The organism is Nocardia sp. NPDC058499, assembly GCF_042719915.1.
Lineage (GTDB): Bacteria > Actinomycetota > Actinomycetes > Mycobacteriales > Mycobacteriaceae > Nocardia.
In genome coordinates this window covers 20,005-34,431 of record NZ_JBHXMZ010000010.1, presented here as the reverse complement: position 1 = coordinate 34,431, position 14,427 = coordinate 20,005, and the positions used below count along the sequence as shown (strand labels likewise).

Sequence of the window (14,427 nt, the reverse complement as noted above, 5' to 3'; positions counted from 1 at the left end):
AATACGAGCGGCGATTCGGGAGGCCGGACAGCCGTTCGAGGTCCGTGACTATCTCGAGCCCGGCGACGACCCGTAGACGGCGCCGCCGGACACCGTGGCCAGCGCGGCCACCGCCGCCACCGCGGCCGACCCCCAGAGCAGCACGGACAACCCGGCACCGTCGAGGATCACACCGCCCGCGAACGACCCCAGCGCGATACTTCCGGTGAAGGCACCGACGTACAGGCCGGTGACGGCTTCCCGCCGGTCCGGTGCGGCCTGCACGGCCCAGAGCTGGCTGCATACCGAGACACCTCCGTAGGAGAGTCCCCACAGCACCAGTACCGCGGCGGCGCCCAGCGGACTGGTTCCCAGCAGGAGCAGAGCGGGCAGTGCGACGGCGATACCGACCGCCAGGACCAGCAGCGTAGAACGGACTCGCCGCGTGGCCGCCGCACCCGCCGCGAAATTCGCGACGATCCCGCAGAGCCCGTAGAGCAGGAGCAGCAGCGAGATCCCGATACCGTGGACACCCGACAACTCCTCCAACGCGGGCCGCACATAGGTGTAGGCCGCGAAATGCGCGGTGACGAGGAGAATTACCGCGATCAGACCCGTCCGCACCGCCGGAATCGCCAGTAACGACCCGGTCTTCGCATTGCCGGCCGTCTCCGGTTGTGCGGGCAGCGCCGGCAGGAGCACTGCGAGCCCCGCGGCAAGCGCCAGAGCCGCCAGCGCAAGCGCCCCGAAGGCACTACGCCACCCCGCGATATCGCCCAGCACGGTCCCGATCGGCACACCCAATACGGAAGCGACCGCGACACCGCTCACCACCATCGACACCGCGAGACCCGCCCGGCGTTCGCTCACCAGCCGCGTGACCAGCGCAACCGCCAGCGCCCACACGGTCGCCATGGCCAGCCCGACCACCACCCGGCCGAGGGCGAGAACCGTGAACCCCTGAGCAGCCGCGGTGATCAGATTGCCCACGGCGAGCAGCAGGGCAGCCGCCACAAGTACGCGACGGCGGTCGAGATCACCGACCGCCCGCGCGACGAAGGGCGCAGCCAACGCGGCAACAACGCCGGTGACAGCCAGGCTGAACCCCGCGGTTCCCGCTGAGATACCCAGCCCGTCCGACATCGGCGTGAGAATGCCGACCGGCAACATCTCCGCCGTCACCACGAGAAATGTGGACAACGCCAGGACGGCGATCGCCGACCACCGTTCGGCGGGTTCGGCCGCGCGCTCCCGCGTTTCACTCACTATGGACATGAGTCCCAGTCAATGACGCGCGGTATCGCGGAACAACAATGATCAGCTCATTGTTCGATCAGCTGAACTGATCGATCGCGCTGACCGGGAGGAGCGGCATGCCGGACCTACCCGTCCGCGAGCTGGAGTGTCTGCTGGTACTGGCCGAGGAGCTGCATTTCGGCCGGACAGCAGAGCGGCTGCGGGTGTCGCAGAGCCGGGTGAGCCAGCTCGTCGCCGCACTGGAACGCACCATCGGCACGCAACTCGTGCACCGCACCAGCCGCCGGGTCACACTCACCGATTTCGGCGCCGAATTCGTGGAACGCGTTCGGCCCGTGTACACGGAGCTGGTCGATCTGGTCGGTGGTGCGCGACGGGAAGCCCGGCAGGAACTTCCCGACCCGATCCGCGTCGGCTTCCAGGGCATCGCCTACGAAACCGTCACCTGGACCCTCACCCGGTTCGCCCGCGACAACCCCGACGTGACCCTGTCGTTGCAGGAAATACCGCTGGGCGACCCGTTCGGCGCCGTACTGTCCGGGCAGGTCGATGCCGCCGTCGCACTGCTACCGGTGCGGGAGCCCGAACTCTCGGTCGGTTACGTGTTCCCGCCCGCACCCCGGATGCTGGCCGTCGGATACGGCCATCCGCTGGCATCCGTCGATCGCATCGATGCGGAAGCCCTGGCGTCCGTGGACCTCGTATCGGTGGACGGCCCCGCACCGGAATACTGGCGCGACGTGCATTTCCCGCGTTTCACCCCGCTCGGCAGGTCCATCACCGCGACGGTCCGTGTAGCGACACTCCAAGAAGGTATGACCCTCGCCGCCACCGGCCGGTACGCGATGCTGACCTGCCGCCCGGTAGCGGAACGCAACCAGCGCGCCGACCTGCGATTCGTCCACGTCACCGGTTTCGACGAGGAGTCGCGGATGGCGTTGATCTGGCGTTCCAGCCACCGCCGGGCACAGTTGACGAAACTGGCGGCGCTGCTGCGCGAACCTCCCGGCGTCCCACCGACCGACCTGTTCGTCACGGCGAGTTCGCGAACCGGGCTGCCGGTGGTTTCCTGACGAGGCCGGGCAACGCAACCCCCTGCTACCGGCCGGTCGCCGAGCGGAAGGTTCGGGTGCCTCAGCGTTCGGGCACCATCAGGTCGAACAACCGCGACAGCTCCTCGCGCAGCTGTGCGACCGCATCCGGCAGACCGGACAGCACGTAGAGCAGGGCTCGTTGAAAAACCCCGTCCAGCAGGGCGTATGCCGCTGCCGACGAGAGCGCCGGCGCCGTGCCGGCGAGTTCGGCATACCGGCTCACCACCCGCCAGATCATGGCTTCGCGGCGTTCATCGATGTCCAGGACGTCACGGCGGAAGGTCTCGTCGAACAGGCTCTGGTTGCGCAGGTCGTACCAGAGCCGGTGTAGCGGCGCGTCGGCGTCCAGGGTCGCGAAGAACATCGCGGTGAATTCGCCGCGCAGCCGGTCTGCGGTTTCGGCCCCGGCGACGACTTCGTCGTAGCGAGTCACGCAGACGGCTTCGTACTGACGGACCGCTTCGGTGATGAGGTCACGTTTATCGGCGAAGTAGTAGTGCAGGACGCCGTGCGTGAATTCCGAGTTCTGCGCTATTTCCCGCAAGCTGGTGCGGGCGTACCCCAGATCGGCGAGGGTGTGCAGCGTAGCGATGGCGAGTTCGGTTCGCCGCGCGTCGAACTTGTCGACCTGGCGGCGCGCTATTCGCTCTCGCTTCGTCTCGACGACTTCGGTCACCCACTCGTCCTGTCCGTACAGCCCGCGGCTGCGGTATCCGGCAGCAGTCTATCGTGCACCATTTCGACCTACCTTGACAACTGTCAAAGAAAATCTTGACGACTGTCCAAACGCTGTTACTGTGTGATCCACGCCGCATTCTCGCCCTGGCGAGCCCGGCGATTCAGGTTTCTCGACGAGGAGGTTCCGGATGACGAGCTTTGACTTGACGGGCCGAAAAGCCCTGGTCACAGGAGGTGCACGCGGACTAGGTGCGGGGATGGCCGAGGCGTTGGCCGCCGCCGGTGCCGCGGTGGCCATCGGCGATGTGCTCACCGACGCCGGGACGGAGACCGTACAGTCCTTGCGGAATTCGGGCGCCACCGCCGAGTTCGTCGCCTTGGACGTCACCGACGATACGAGCTGGGCCGCCGCCGTACCGGCGGTCGTCGATGCACTGGGCGGCCTGGATCTGGTGGTGAACAATGCCGGCGTCGAAATCACCAGTCTGCTCGTCGATCTCGACCCCGCAGGCCTGCGCACCATGCTCGACGTGAATGTGCTGGGCACCGCGCTCGGCCTCAAGCACGCCTTCCGGGCCATGCGCCCCGGCGGCCCGGCGGGGAACGGCGGCGCCGTGGTCAACATCTCCTCGGTCGCCGCGACCATCGCATTCCCCGGTATCGCCGGCTACTCGGCCACCAAATCCGCCATCGACCGGCTCACCCGGGTCGCCGCCGCCGAATCCGGCAAGCTCGGCTACGGGGTCCGCGTCAACTGCATCTACCCGGGACTCACGCCCACCGTGATGGGCACCCAACTCGCCGTGGACTGCGCCGAAATCGGACTGTTCGCCTCACCGGAGGACGCCGTCGCGACCGTCACCGAACTGACTCCGCAAGGGCGCCTCGGACAGGTCGACGATATGGCCGACGCGGTGGTGTTCCTGGCTTCCGACGCTGCCAAATTCATCACCGGGGCAGGTCTTCCGGTCGACGGCGGCATGGGCATGTGAGCACTCTCCCCTCGAACGGAAGGAACACCCCTGTGGCAACCGACAAAAAAGTAGTCGTCTACGGCGCCTCCGGCTACACCGGCCGCCTGATCTGTGAATACCTGCGCGAGTACAACATTCCGTTCCTCGCGGCCGGGCGCAACCGCGCCCGCGTACAGGAGGCCGTCGCCGCTGTCCCCGGTATCGATACCGTCGATCACGAGGTGGCCGAGGTCGAGCACGACGCGGCCGCGCTGGCCGAGGCGTTCCGCGGCGCGCAGGTGGTTCTGAACACCGTGGGCCCTTTCGCACGGTACGGGCACGAAGTCGTGCAGGCGTGCCTGGAGATCGGGGCGCACTACACCGATACCAACGGCGAACAGAACTGGATGCTCGACGCCGAGGAACGCTACGGCGCCGAGTTCGCCGCCCGCGAACTCGTCCTTACTCCCGGCCTGGCCCAGATGTACACCATCGGCGAGATCGCGGCGAATATCTGCCTGGAAACTCCCGGCCTGGACACACTCGATATCGAGGTGTTCTGGAAGGGCCATCCGACGGTCGCCTCCACGAATACGATCCTGACCAATGCGGCCTTTGCCGCGGCGTACTACCTGGAACAGAACGAGTACGTGGAATGGCCGGCCGACGGCGGGCTCTACGAACTCGTCGTCCCGGGGCAGCACGAACTCGGCCTGGCACTGCCGTGGGGTGGCACCTCGCATCCGGTGTGGTTCCGCCACGACCCACGGGTGGCGAATGTGCGAGCCCTCGGCGGGGTGTTCAACCGTCCGTTGATGCAGGCCGTACCGCAGATCGTGGCCGGGGCCCTGGCGAAAATGGAGGGCTGCACCACCGAGGAGAAGTACCGGATCATCGACGAACAGTCGGCGCAGGTCCGTAGTGAGATGCCGCCGCGGGAGAACCCGCGGATCAACACCTCACTCGATTCGGTCCACGCCTCCGGCCCGCTGGGCCGCGCGCACTGTGTGATCCACGGAAACTGCAATTACAAGCAGACCGCGCTGCTCAATGCGCACGCGGCAGCGCATCTGCTGCAGGACCGTCCGCGCAGGACCGGTTTCGCCTCCAGTTGCCAGGCTTTCGGGCACCGGGAACTGCTCGGCACGCTGCGCGCGTTCGGGCTCGTCCTCGAACCGAAGCTGGAAGTCCACCACTGATCCGCCGGTCCGGCCGTCACCCGGCGGCCGGCCCGGGTTCCCCACTCCTACAGCGAGGTACAGCAACGTGCGGTTGGCAGACTACTTGGACAAGGGCGTTTCCCTGGGTGCCGACGCCCCCTGTTTGACCATGAACGGTGCGTCCCTCACCTACGCCGAGGTGCAGTATGCGTCCCGGCGGATCGCCGCCGCACTGGGTGCCTCCGGCATCGCCCGCGGCGACCGGGTCGCCATCCTCTCCGGTAACGACCCCATGGCACTGACCTGCGTTTTCGGCATATCTCGCCTCGGCGCCGTGTGGTGCCCGGTCAACCCCCGCAACGAGGCCGACGAGAACCGGCAGCTGCTCGACTTGTACGGCTGCCGCTGCCTGCTGTTCCAGGAACAGTTCGCGCCGCTGGTGAGTGCCATCCGTGCCGCGCTGCCCGAGCTGACGACCCTCGTCTGCCTCGACGGCACGGTCGACGGAGCGCTCGACTTCGCCGAGTGGGTCGCCGCCGCGCCCGACGGGCCGCTGACGGAGGTCGTGCCCGGTGGTGACGAGGTCTGCATGCTCGCCGGAACCGGTGGCACCACCGGAAAACCGAAAGGTGTCCGGCTGACCGGCACCAATATGGCCGTCTCCACTGCCTCCGCACTGATGAGTTACCCGTTCGGTGACCGGCCCCGCTACCTCGCGCTCGCACCGCTCACTCATTCCGCCGGGGTGCTCACCTTCCCGATTCTGTCGCTGGGCGGGGAGGTCGTGATCATGCCTGCCCCCGATCTCGGTGCGTTCCTCCGGTTGATCGAACGCTGCCGTATCACCCACGCTTTCCTGCCGCCGACAGTGATCTACGGCTTGCTGGATCATCCCGCCCTCGACACGACCGACCTGACCTCCTTGCGATGCCTCTGGTACGGGGCCGCGCCCATGTCACCGACGCGACTGGAGGAGGCGCTGCACCGGATCGGCCCGGTGCTCGGACAGTTGTTCGGGCAGACGGAAGCACCCAATATGATCGCCACGCTCGCTCCGGCCGACCATTTCCGTGCCGACGGGTCGATCGCCACCGAACGGCTCACCAGCGCAGGCCGGCCCACCCCGTTGACCCAGGTCGCGGTGATGAACGAGGCCGGCGATCTCCTGGACCGCGGCGAGCGCGGGGAGATCGTGGTTCGCGGCCCCCTGGTGATGGCCGGCTACCACAACGATCCCGAGGCCACCGCGGCGGTGAGCACGCACGGCTGGCATCACACCGGCGATATCGGATACCTGGACGAGAACAATTTCCTCTACATCGTCGACCGGGCCAAGGACATGATCATCACCGGCGGTTTCAACGTGTACTCGGCCGAAGTCGAACACGCCTTGACCGCACATCCCGCAGTCCAGGACAGCGCCGTCCTCGGCCTGCCCGACGACAAGTGGGGCGAACGAGTCACCGCCGTGGTCCAGCTGCGTACCGCGCAGCAGGCCACGAGCGCGGAACTGATCGATTTCGTGAAACAGCGGCTCGGCAGCGTGAAAGCGCCCAAGCAGCTGGAGATCTGGCCGGACCTGCCACGTTCGAAGGTCGGCAAGGTTCTCAAGCCGGAGATCCGGAAGACGCTGGCCTCGTCCACCGAGTAATCACCCCGGCAGCCGAGGCGTTCGGCGCGGCACAACCACAGGCCGGCCCCGGCGGAGCTACCGTCGCCTGGCGGCACCGGCCGCGCGGTCTGTCCGGCTGCACTTTTCGCCGGATATCGCGTCGCACCAAACCGGAGACCGTGGCAGCACGAACCCCTTCCGATGTCGATCCGGACGCCCGGCGAACACGGCGGCCCCGGCGTCATCGCCGACAGTGACCGCGCGAGGCATACGAAAGGCCCCGACTTTGACAACGCGATCCCTACGCACCACCGCAGTACGATGCGCCCTCGCCGCCGCCCTGGCCACCGCCTGCCTGATCGGCACCGGCAGCGCCGCCACAGCGGATCCCGCGGCGGCGTCCGTGGTCTCGGTGGAGCAGGTGAACGACCGGCAGCAACTGGTATCGGTGTTCTCGCCGGCGATGAACCGGCCGATCCAGCTGCAGGTGATCCGCGCCGCGGACGGTTCGCGACCGCGCCCCACGCTGTACCTGCTCAACGGTTCCCAGGGCGGCCCCGGCGGCAGCGGATGGGATGTCCAAACCGACGCCGTCGGATTCCTGCGCGATAAGAACGTCAATGTCGTCACCCCCTTCGGCGGCGCCAGCTCCTACTACACCGACTGGGTCCGCGACGACGCCGCCCTGGGCCGCAACAAATGGCAGACCTTCCTCAACGAAGAGTTACCCCCTGTGATCGAGGACTTCCTGGGCGCCGACGGAAACCGGGCACTTGCCGGCGTATCGATGAGCGGCACTTCGGTTCTGAACCTCGCCATCGCCAAACCCGGCTTCTGGAAAAGCGTTGCCTCCTACAGCGGCTGCGCGCAGACCTCGGACCCGATCGGGCAGGAATTCGTCCGGATCACCGTCGAGAACTGGGGTGGCGGGCAGAGCGTCGAAAACATGTGGGGCCCACGCAACGGTCCCCTGTGGCGTGCCAACGATCCCCTGGTGAACGCCGACCGGCTCCGCGGCACCGAGATCTACCTGAGCACGGGCAGCGGTATCCCGGCCGCGCCACACGACACTCCCGCGGACAAACGGGTCCAGGAGGGCCGTATCCCGCTGCCGGTCCAGATCGCTTTCGGCGGGCCGATCGAAGCGGCCATCCACCACTGCACGATGAACCTCACCAACCGGCTGCGCGAACTGAACATCCCGGTGACACTGCACGATCGACCGGTCGGCACCCACTCCTGGGGTTACTGGGAGGACGACCTGCATCACTCCTGGCCGTTCCTGGCCGGATCGCTGGGAGTTTCCGCCTGAGAGACAACGGAGGTGGTCGCCACTGCGTTGCGGTGGCATCGGCGGATTCGATCGCCCATCCGACCCCTGATCGTTTCCGATCCGCCGTTCACCGCTCACGCTGGATCCCACGGTCACGGCCACGTCCGTCCCGCCCCCGCCCAGCCCTCTCCGGTGACGGTGGTTGGCGATGAGGGGTGGCGATCCCGGGCGTGGGTCTGCTGACGATCAATAGATCTGCCGCCTCACGGCCGGTCATGGGAAGATGCTTGCCATTTCGTGCGGCTTCCCGTGCCTGACGTGCGGACTCCGCCACCCGCTGTGCGGCTTCCCGCTGTCGCTGCCACGCAACCGCCTGATCCCTCGACCGTTGTTCGGCCTCCCGCTCTCGGGCGATTTCCCTGATCCTTTCCAGACGTTTACGAGCACGATCCGCGCGCTCCAACTCATCGACCCGCACCAGCTCGAGTTGCTTGCTCACCAGCGATTGCCCGATGCGAATCGCACGCAGCGCATCGGCTCGCGAAACCATCTCATGATGAAACCTGCCAGGAAAATCGCGGGCCATAGCCAGCATTTCGTCGCGTACTGTCGCTGGAATCTTCTCGCCGGCCACAGTTTCCCACCGGCTGTGCGTGAGTTGGCCGGACGACAGTCCGGAACGCTCGCGTTCGAGCTGCCGTAACGCCTCCCGCTCGTTGATTCGACCGGATTTCCGTTCGACGCCTTGCGTTCCGCGGCCGTCGGACCGCGCCGAATCCAGAACGCGCGCGCCTTTGCCGGTGACCAAGGTGAACTGGCGTACCCAGCCTTTTTCAGCCGTTTCTCCCCGCTCACGGGCCCGGCCGAGCTCGAAGTACAAACCTCGTTCATATCGGGACAATTGCCGCCGCACGGCATCGTATTCGGGCACGGGAGTACCCACCCCCATCAATCGGGATTACACAGTGAAAGGGCCTAATCGCCTCAGAAATGGGGAATTATGTGGAATTCCGGCCCTGCGCACCGGCGTCGGTCATGTTGTATTCGACCATTCGAGGACCATAATTCTTTCTGAACAAGGTCTCCGACATCGCGACCACATCCCGGATATCCTCGCCGTACCGCACCGCCGGCCCGAAATCGGCGTACAGCAAATCTCCCCACTCTGGGCGGTTCGCCCAGGTCATACCAGCGCGCCGCACGTAACACTCCCCCAGGAACCGAACGAAACCATCAGCGACATAACGGTTTTCCAGTGCTACGAAACCTTCCCAGTCACCGAAGAGTCTTTCCGCTGCCTCCAGCACCTTCGTGGACACCGGCGGTTTCCACCACAGCGAATCCGGGGGGACGTCGGGAGCTACTTCGGCCAGAAACGCTCGGATCCCCAACTCCATGCGCTCGGGCGCCACCCAATCCAGCCAGGCCTGAGTTTCGTCGTCGAAGTCGATGTCGAACCCGAGCTGGTTGTCGCTCTCCACGATGAGGCCTCCGCTGCTGTCGTTGTTCCCGTTCACGAACCCATCCGTCGCCAACCACGACCATGATGGCATCGCACAGCCGATCGAGCGCTTCCGCACACCGGCAGCCCACGACCGGCGAGGCGGCGAGTCCACGTCGAAGTCACCGGGCCGATCGACGAGCACGGGCCAGAAGAGGACCACCGTCAGGCATAGCAACGCGAAGGCCAACAGGACCAACAGCAGATCCCAGATCATCGCGGCCCACTGTCGCGTCCGACTACCGGCCAGCGGTAGCCGAGTGGATACACTCGCATCGGTGTGATGAGTACAGCGAGATCGGTAATGAGGCACCGAATCGGTTCGGCGTGCTCGAACCCCGGTACGACCACCGCGTCGGCGGCGTATTCGCTCAAATGCTGTGCCACGACAAGGCCTGATATCACCGGGCCTGTGTCCGTGATGACCGTGAACACCAAACGACATCCGTGACGGCGGGCAAGCGTGTGCAGGTCGACTCTGTGAAGGGGGATATCCCGCCGGATGAACCCGAGTGCACGGCGTTGGTCATCCGACTGATCGGTGGACTTCATACCAGCAGAGTCGCCTGTACCGGTCCGCCGCTTCCAACAACTACAAGCTGTACAACAGCGGGTTGTATCGCCTCAGCTCAGAAGCGAGACCGCCCGCCTCAGCGCTGCGACGCCCGCCGCTTGTACCGGGTACTCATCGATAAGAGCGTGCACATGTTCGGTAGTGAAGGGCTGCCATTCCAGGACCTGACCTTCGTCATTGCCACTCACCACATCACCGAAGAGGGCATCGAACACCGCCCCGTCGATAACGACCGCCGTGAGCAGGTCGGTTGCGAAGGTCAGGGGGTCGGTGCCGAGTCCGAGACAGTAGGCGGTCACAGTGCCGTCCCGCCGAGCCCGATCGAGAGTGGCCGCGAATTCCCAGGCCTCGTAATCGATAGGTGCATTCTCGCTGCCGTGGTCCTCCCCGGCTCCGGCCAGCTCCTCGGCAAACTCGCGAGTCATATTGCGCCACAGTGAGAAGTCGTTTTCGACATTCCATTTCGCGTACCCCGACGGCTGAAAGATCCCGACAGGTACAGCCTGATACATGCCCCCGGCGTGACCGACCTTTCGCGGGTCACGCCAGTGCAGCAGGAACGACTTCTCCCCGGAGGCCGGGTCCCGGCGGATGGTGACAGTCGTGATCGCCAGATTTACCGGCCGCTGCTGCGGGTCGCACGGGTTGTCGATGCCCGACCGTACCCCGGAGATGCCACGTTCTTCTCGCAGACCGAGAACGAATTCATGTGCCGCCGCTTCCCCTACATCGATGCTGTCGAAATATGTCCCGAGCCCGAATCGCATCCACGGTGACTCGGCGGTGAGGTCGGCCGCGAGCAGCCGGTATGTCGGCCGGTCCTCGAAGACTGCAGGTGCAACCAGTGCTCCTATAGCCTCGGCGTAGCCCGCGTATCGCTCGCCCGTCTCACGGGCCGGAACAGCGGAACTCACTGATACGAGGCGGGAGCTCGTCTGTTCGGTGCTCGTGGTCAGCTCCAAGACCAGATCTTCCAGACTGAACGGAACAACCGGGAGCCATTCGGTGTTTGCGAGTAAGGCGGAGTCGGCTACCCGATGAAGTGCCGGGTATGTCCGCGCGGCGGCGCCGTCGAGCATCATCCGGTTCTCACGTAGGTAGGCGCGTGTCTCTATCCATGCACGCTCGCTTTCGGTCAGTTGACGTGCGGTTCCGCTCGCGCTCATCTCATACTCCTGAGGCTCGGTCTCAGCTGATCAGACTGTTCCGATGCTTCCATGCCAGGGCCAGACACGCGGCTCCCGGCGCGGCGAGCGGTTCCCTGTCGAGAAGCCGATCGACAGCGGAGGCAGTAAAGGGTATGCCATCGGCAACAGAGCCGTCGCCGACGGCGACGACCTTACCTTCCTCGTTGAACCGCACGGTCGCACCGAACACCTTGTCGAAAATATCGTCATCTATGACGACCACCGTCAGAATCGTTGCCGCCAAAGTGAGGGCGTCCAATCCCATGCCGAGCACGAAAGCAGTCAATTTGCCCTGGTCTCGCGCGGCGCCCAACTGCTGATACAGCGGCCACCGAGCGTAGTCGATCGGCGCGCTTCGACTTCCGTCGTGCTCGGGTCGCCCCAGCAGTTCCTCCGAAAACTCGCGAACAATATTTCGCCACAGCGAGAAGTCGTTTTCCCGGTCCCACAATGCGACGCTTGAAGGCTGGAACTCGCCTGCCGGAACAACGTCGTATATACCGGCAGCGGTCGCCACACGATGAGGATCACGCCAATGCAGTAGGAACGACGGCTCGGCCGGATACCGACGCAAACGCACGGTCAACGTCGTGATTGCGGGAATGATCGCCCTGCGCGCTGTATCGAAAGGGTCACCGATCAACTCTCGGAAGGGCAGGCTTCCCCGTAGCGCGGCCGCGTCTTGTACAGAGCCGTCCATGGTTGCTGCGGCCAACTCGTCCGCGAGCGCTTCGGATACGTCGATTTTGTCGAAGTATGCGGCCAATCCGAAGTGCATCTCAGGTGCAGCTACTGAACCACCGAGGTACCGGTAGCTCGGTCTGGACTCGAACAGCTCAGGGGGATCCAGGTGCTTCACCGCCGAGGAGTAGGTTTCGAACGCCGCGTCCGGAGTTCGTAGGGGCCGTATCGGTGCGGTCACCGACTCGGCTCCGGTGAGATGGGCCGGCTGTGGTCGTTCGTCCAAACGCAGCCGGACCGAGCCCAGCTCCACCGGGCAGTCGGCGAGCCAGTCGCCTCCCGTAATGAGAGCCGTTCTGGCTACCTGATTCTCACCGGCGTGCCATTCGACGGCCATATTTCCGAGCTCGGCGCGATGCTGATTGAGCCACTGGCGCTGAACTCGCCACCGCCCCCGGCTTGCCGCCACGGCCGCGGTTGTTTCCCGCGGCACCGGACCACCCCGTCTTCGGTCGGCGAGACCGAGCTCTTCGGCGGGGATCCCCAGCACGCGCGCGAACCCCTGACGCTGATCCAGCGTGAGGTTCCGCGCACCCGTCTCCACCTGGCTGAGGAACTGCTGTGTGATTCCCAAGTCCCGGGCAACCGCTGCTTGTTTCAGTCCCTTCGCCAGCCGGTATTCGCGAACCACTGGCCCTACCCGCCGGTCCGAGCTCGGCCCATCGCTGCGCCGCAGCCACGCGAACTCCTCAGTCCCGTCCACAGTCGAATCCTCCCGGAAACTGCCGTGGTCGGTGACTGTATCCACGAACTTCTGTGGCCGGTACCCGATTCACCGGACTACCTGCCTTCCTCGCCATCCACCAGGTACGAGTGCTGTAATTTGCCAACCCGTTCGGCGACGGCCACGGTCAGCTCATGGTCCGGACCGCGGAGGACGCAGAGGTCGGAGTGGAGCGGTTCGAGTAGCTCGAGTGCGCCGGCCGCGTCGCCGGTGGCGGCCAGGAGTTCGGCGAGGTCTAAGCGGAGGTCCAGGGCGAGCTGACTACTGTCGCTGTCGGCTGCGGTGACTTCGGCGATGAGCGTGCGCATGGCAGTGAGTCCGCCGTCGATATCGCCGAGCTGCATCTGGCACTGCACCGCTACGACTCGGGCTTCCCACGCCGACTCGCTGAACCTGCCCTCAACCCGGCGGTATGCCTCCGCGAGTGCCTCCAGTTCGGTTCGCGCGCGGCGGTACTCGCCGCCGAGCACCCATGCGGCAGCCATTTCACGGCGCAGTTCCAGGACGTCGGCATTGTCCACACCGCGCGCTTCGGCGGCCTGCTCGAGCACCGCGGCGAGTGCGTCGGCGGCCTGGGCGAAGCGTTGGAGTTCGAAGAGTTCCGAGTACCGGTCGCGGGCCCTGGCTACGGCGGTGTCGAGGTGGGCCGCGGTGAGCGGGGCGGTGGGCGGAACGTCGAGTGTATGAGTCCGGGTCGGTTCGACCTGCGCGGTTTCCAATGGGGCGTTGGGGCGGCGGAATATGCGTGTCGGATCGGGTAGCCCCGGCAGGTACGTCGCGGCGGGTTCGAGCTCGGCTCCCGGGAGCGGCAGGAACGGCAGGAGCCGTTCGTACACGGTGTAGGCGTCGGCCGGACGCTGCTGGGGTTCCTTCTCCAGCAGGTCCAGCACCAGGCGTTCGAAGTCGGGCGGCACCTCGGGGCGGAGGTCACGCAGGGGTGCCGGCGGCTCGTCCATATGCGCTTGTTGGATGAGGTAGGGCGAGTCATTGTCGAATACTGGTGCGCCGCTGATCATCTCGTGGATCAGGCAGCCGAGGGCGTAGAGGTCGGCACGCGGGGTCACGACGTGGCCGTGCATCGCTTCCGGCGACATGTAGCGCAGGGTGCCGATCGCCGCGCCGGTTTGGGTGAGCTTGCGGGCGTTTCGGTCGAGGATCGCGGCGATGCCGAAATCGATGATTTTCACCGAGCCGTCGCGGGTGATCAGCACGTTGGCGGGCTTGAGGTCGCGATGCACCACCGGGAGCGCATGCGCGTGGGAGAGGACGGTGGCGATCTGGGCGGCAACCGAGGCCACCCAGGAGAGCGGCAGCCCGGATCCCGGCTCGATGTAGTCGAGCAGCGGAACCCCGTCGACCAGTTCCATCACCAGGAATACGTGTTCGAAGCTGCCGTCGAGTCCGGCGTCGAATACCTGCGGTACGCCGTGGTGACGGATGCGGGCAGTCACCCGCGCTTCCCGGCGGAACCGTTCGGTGAATTCCTCTGCCTCGTCCCCGGTGACCACCTGGTCCACCCGGATGCGTTTGATCGCGACCGGACGGTCGAGCACGCTGTCGTAGCCGCGCCACACCGAACCCATGCCGCCGGAGCTGATCGGCTGTGTCAGCTCGTAGCGTTCGGCGATCAGTTTCCCCATATCGTCCCCTGCTGTTGTTCACCGCACGCCGCAAACGAGCGCGTGGTCCTTTCG

Annotated in this window: 12 protein-coding genes; 5 read left to right on the top strand and 7 right to left on the bottom strand. The window is 65.8% G+C overall.

Annotation, left to right across the window (positions count from 1 at the left end; genetic code table 11):
* Nucleotides 1-48: 48 nt before the first annotated feature.
* Nucleotides 49-1,254: an MFS transporter gene (locus ACFWPH_RS26550; protein WP_378754843.1), complete on the bottom strand. Its 1,206-nt coding sequence runs from the start codon at nucleotides 1,252-1,254 to the stop codon at nucleotides 49-51.
* Between the two features lie 98 nt (nucleotides 1,255-1,352).
* Between ACFWPH_RS26550 and ACFWPH_RS26545 the strand changes: the two genes are divergently transcribed.
* The gene (locus ACFWPH_RS26545; protein ID WP_378754842.1) at nucleotides 1,353-2,309 is read left to right on the top strand and encodes a LysR family transcriptional regulator; all 957 of its coding nucleotides are present in this window, start codon (nucleotides 1,353-1,355) and stop codon (nucleotides 2,307-2,309) included.
* 61 nt (nucleotides 2,310-2,370) lie between these two features.
* Here ACFWPH_RS26545 and ACFWPH_RS26540 read toward each other — a convergent pair whose 3' ends face one another.
* Nucleotides 2,371-3,006, bottom strand: a complete 636-nt coding sequence (locus tag ACFWPH_RS26540; protein ID WP_378754841.1) for a TetR family transcriptional regulator — start codon at nucleotides 3,004-3,006, stop codon at nucleotides 2,371-2,373.
* 190 nt (nucleotides 3,007-3,196) lie between these two features.
* On the opposite strand from ACFWPH_RS26540, the gene ACFWPH_RS26535 reads away from it, so the two are divergent.
* From ACFWPH_RS26535 to ACFWPH_RS26520, 4 genes are all read left to right on the top strand, one after another.
* Nucleotides 3,197-4,000 carry an SDR family NAD(P)-dependent oxidoreductase gene (locus tag ACFWPH_RS26535; RefSeq protein ID WP_378754840.1) on the top strand — a complete coding sequence of 268 codons (804 nt, stop codon included), beginning with the start codon at nucleotides 3,197-3,199 and terminating at the stop codon, nucleotides 3,998-4,000.
* A 32-nt stretch (nucleotides 4,001-4,032) separates the two neighbouring features.
* Nucleotides 4,033-5,160 (top strand): DUF5938 domain-containing protein, encoded by a 1,128-nt coding sequence (locus tag ACFWPH_RS26530; protein WP_378754839.1) that lies wholly within the window; start codon nucleotides 4,033-4,035, stop codon nucleotides 5,158-5,160.
* A gap of 67 nt (nucleotides 5,161-5,227) precedes the next feature.
* Nucleotides 5,228-6,772: an AMP-binding protein gene (locus tag ACFWPH_RS26525; protein ID WP_378754838.1), complete on the top strand. Its 1,545-nt coding sequence runs from the start codon at nucleotides 5,228-5,230 to the stop codon at nucleotides 6,770-6,772.
* Between the two features lie 247 nt (nucleotides 6,773-7,019).
* Nucleotides 7,020-8,045 (top strand): alpha/beta hydrolase, encoded by a 1,026-nt coding sequence (locus ACFWPH_RS26520; protein WP_378754837.1) that lies wholly within the window; start codon nucleotides 7,020-7,022, stop codon nucleotides 8,043-8,045.
* 88 nt (nucleotides 8,046-8,133) lie between these two features.
* On the opposite strand, the gene ACFWPH_RS26515 is transcribed toward ACFWPH_RS26520, so the two are convergent.
* The 5 genes from ACFWPH_RS26515 to ACFWPH_RS26495 form a co-directional block, all read right to left on the bottom strand.
* Nucleotides 8,134-8,937, bottom strand: a complete 804-nt coding sequence (locus ACFWPH_RS26515) for a hypothetical protein (RefSeq protein WP_378754836.1) — start codon at nucleotides 8,935-8,937, stop codon at nucleotides 8,134-8,136.
* Between the two features lie 67 nt (nucleotides 8,938-9,004).
* A complete protein-coding gene (locus tag ACFWPH_RS26510) occupies nucleotides 9,005-9,724 on the bottom strand; it encodes a hypothetical protein (RefSeq protein WP_378754835.1) in 720 nt (239 codons plus the stop codon).
* A 407-nt stretch (nucleotides 9,725-10,131) separates the two neighbouring features.
* Nucleotides 10,132-11,247 (bottom strand): hypothetical protein, encoded by a 1,116-nt coding sequence (locus tag ACFWPH_RS26505; RefSeq protein ID WP_378754834.1) that lies wholly within the window; start codon nucleotides 11,245-11,247, stop codon nucleotides 10,132-10,134.
* 22 nt (nucleotides 11,248-11,269) lie between these two features.
* Nucleotides 11,270-12,712 carry a helix-turn-helix domain-containing protein gene (locus tag ACFWPH_RS26500; RefSeq protein ID WP_378754833.1) on the bottom strand — a complete coding sequence of 481 codons (1,443 nt, stop codon included), beginning with the start codon at nucleotides 12,710-12,712 and terminating at the stop codon, nucleotides 11,270-11,272.
* Between the two features lie 77 nt (nucleotides 12,713-12,789).
* Nucleotides 12,790-14,373 (bottom strand): serine/threonine-protein kinase, encoded by a 1,584-nt coding sequence (locus ACFWPH_RS26495; RefSeq protein WP_378754832.1) that lies wholly within the window; start codon nucleotides 14,371-14,373, stop codon nucleotides 12,790-12,792.
* Nucleotides 14,374-14,427: the final 54 nt, after the last annotated feature.

Coding starts and splice junctions, on each gene's coding strand:
- ACFWPH_RS26545 (WP_378754842.1), top strand. CDS start 1,353: ATGCCGGACCTACCCGTCCGCGAGCTGGAGTGTCTGCTGGTACTGGCC.
- ACFWPH_RS26495 (WP_378754832.1), bottom strand. CDS start 14,373: ATGGGGAAACTGATCGCCGAACGCTACGAGCTGACACAGCCGATCAGC.
- ACFWPH_RS26505 (WP_378754834.1), bottom strand. CDS start 11,247: ATGAGCGCGAGCGGAACCGCACGTCAACTGACCGAAAGCGAGCGTGCA.
- ACFWPH_RS26510 (WP_378754835.1), bottom strand. CDS start 9,724: ATGATCTGGGATCTGCTGTTGGTCCTGTTGGCCTTCGCGTTGCTATGC.
- ACFWPH_RS26550 (WP_378754843.1), bottom strand. CDS start 1,254: ATGTCCATAGTGAGTGAAACGCGGGAGCGCGCGGCCGAACCCGCCGAA.
- ACFWPH_RS26535 (WP_378754840.1), top strand. CDS start 3,197: ATGACGAGCTTTGACTTGACGGGCCGAAAAGCCCTGGTCACAGGAGGT.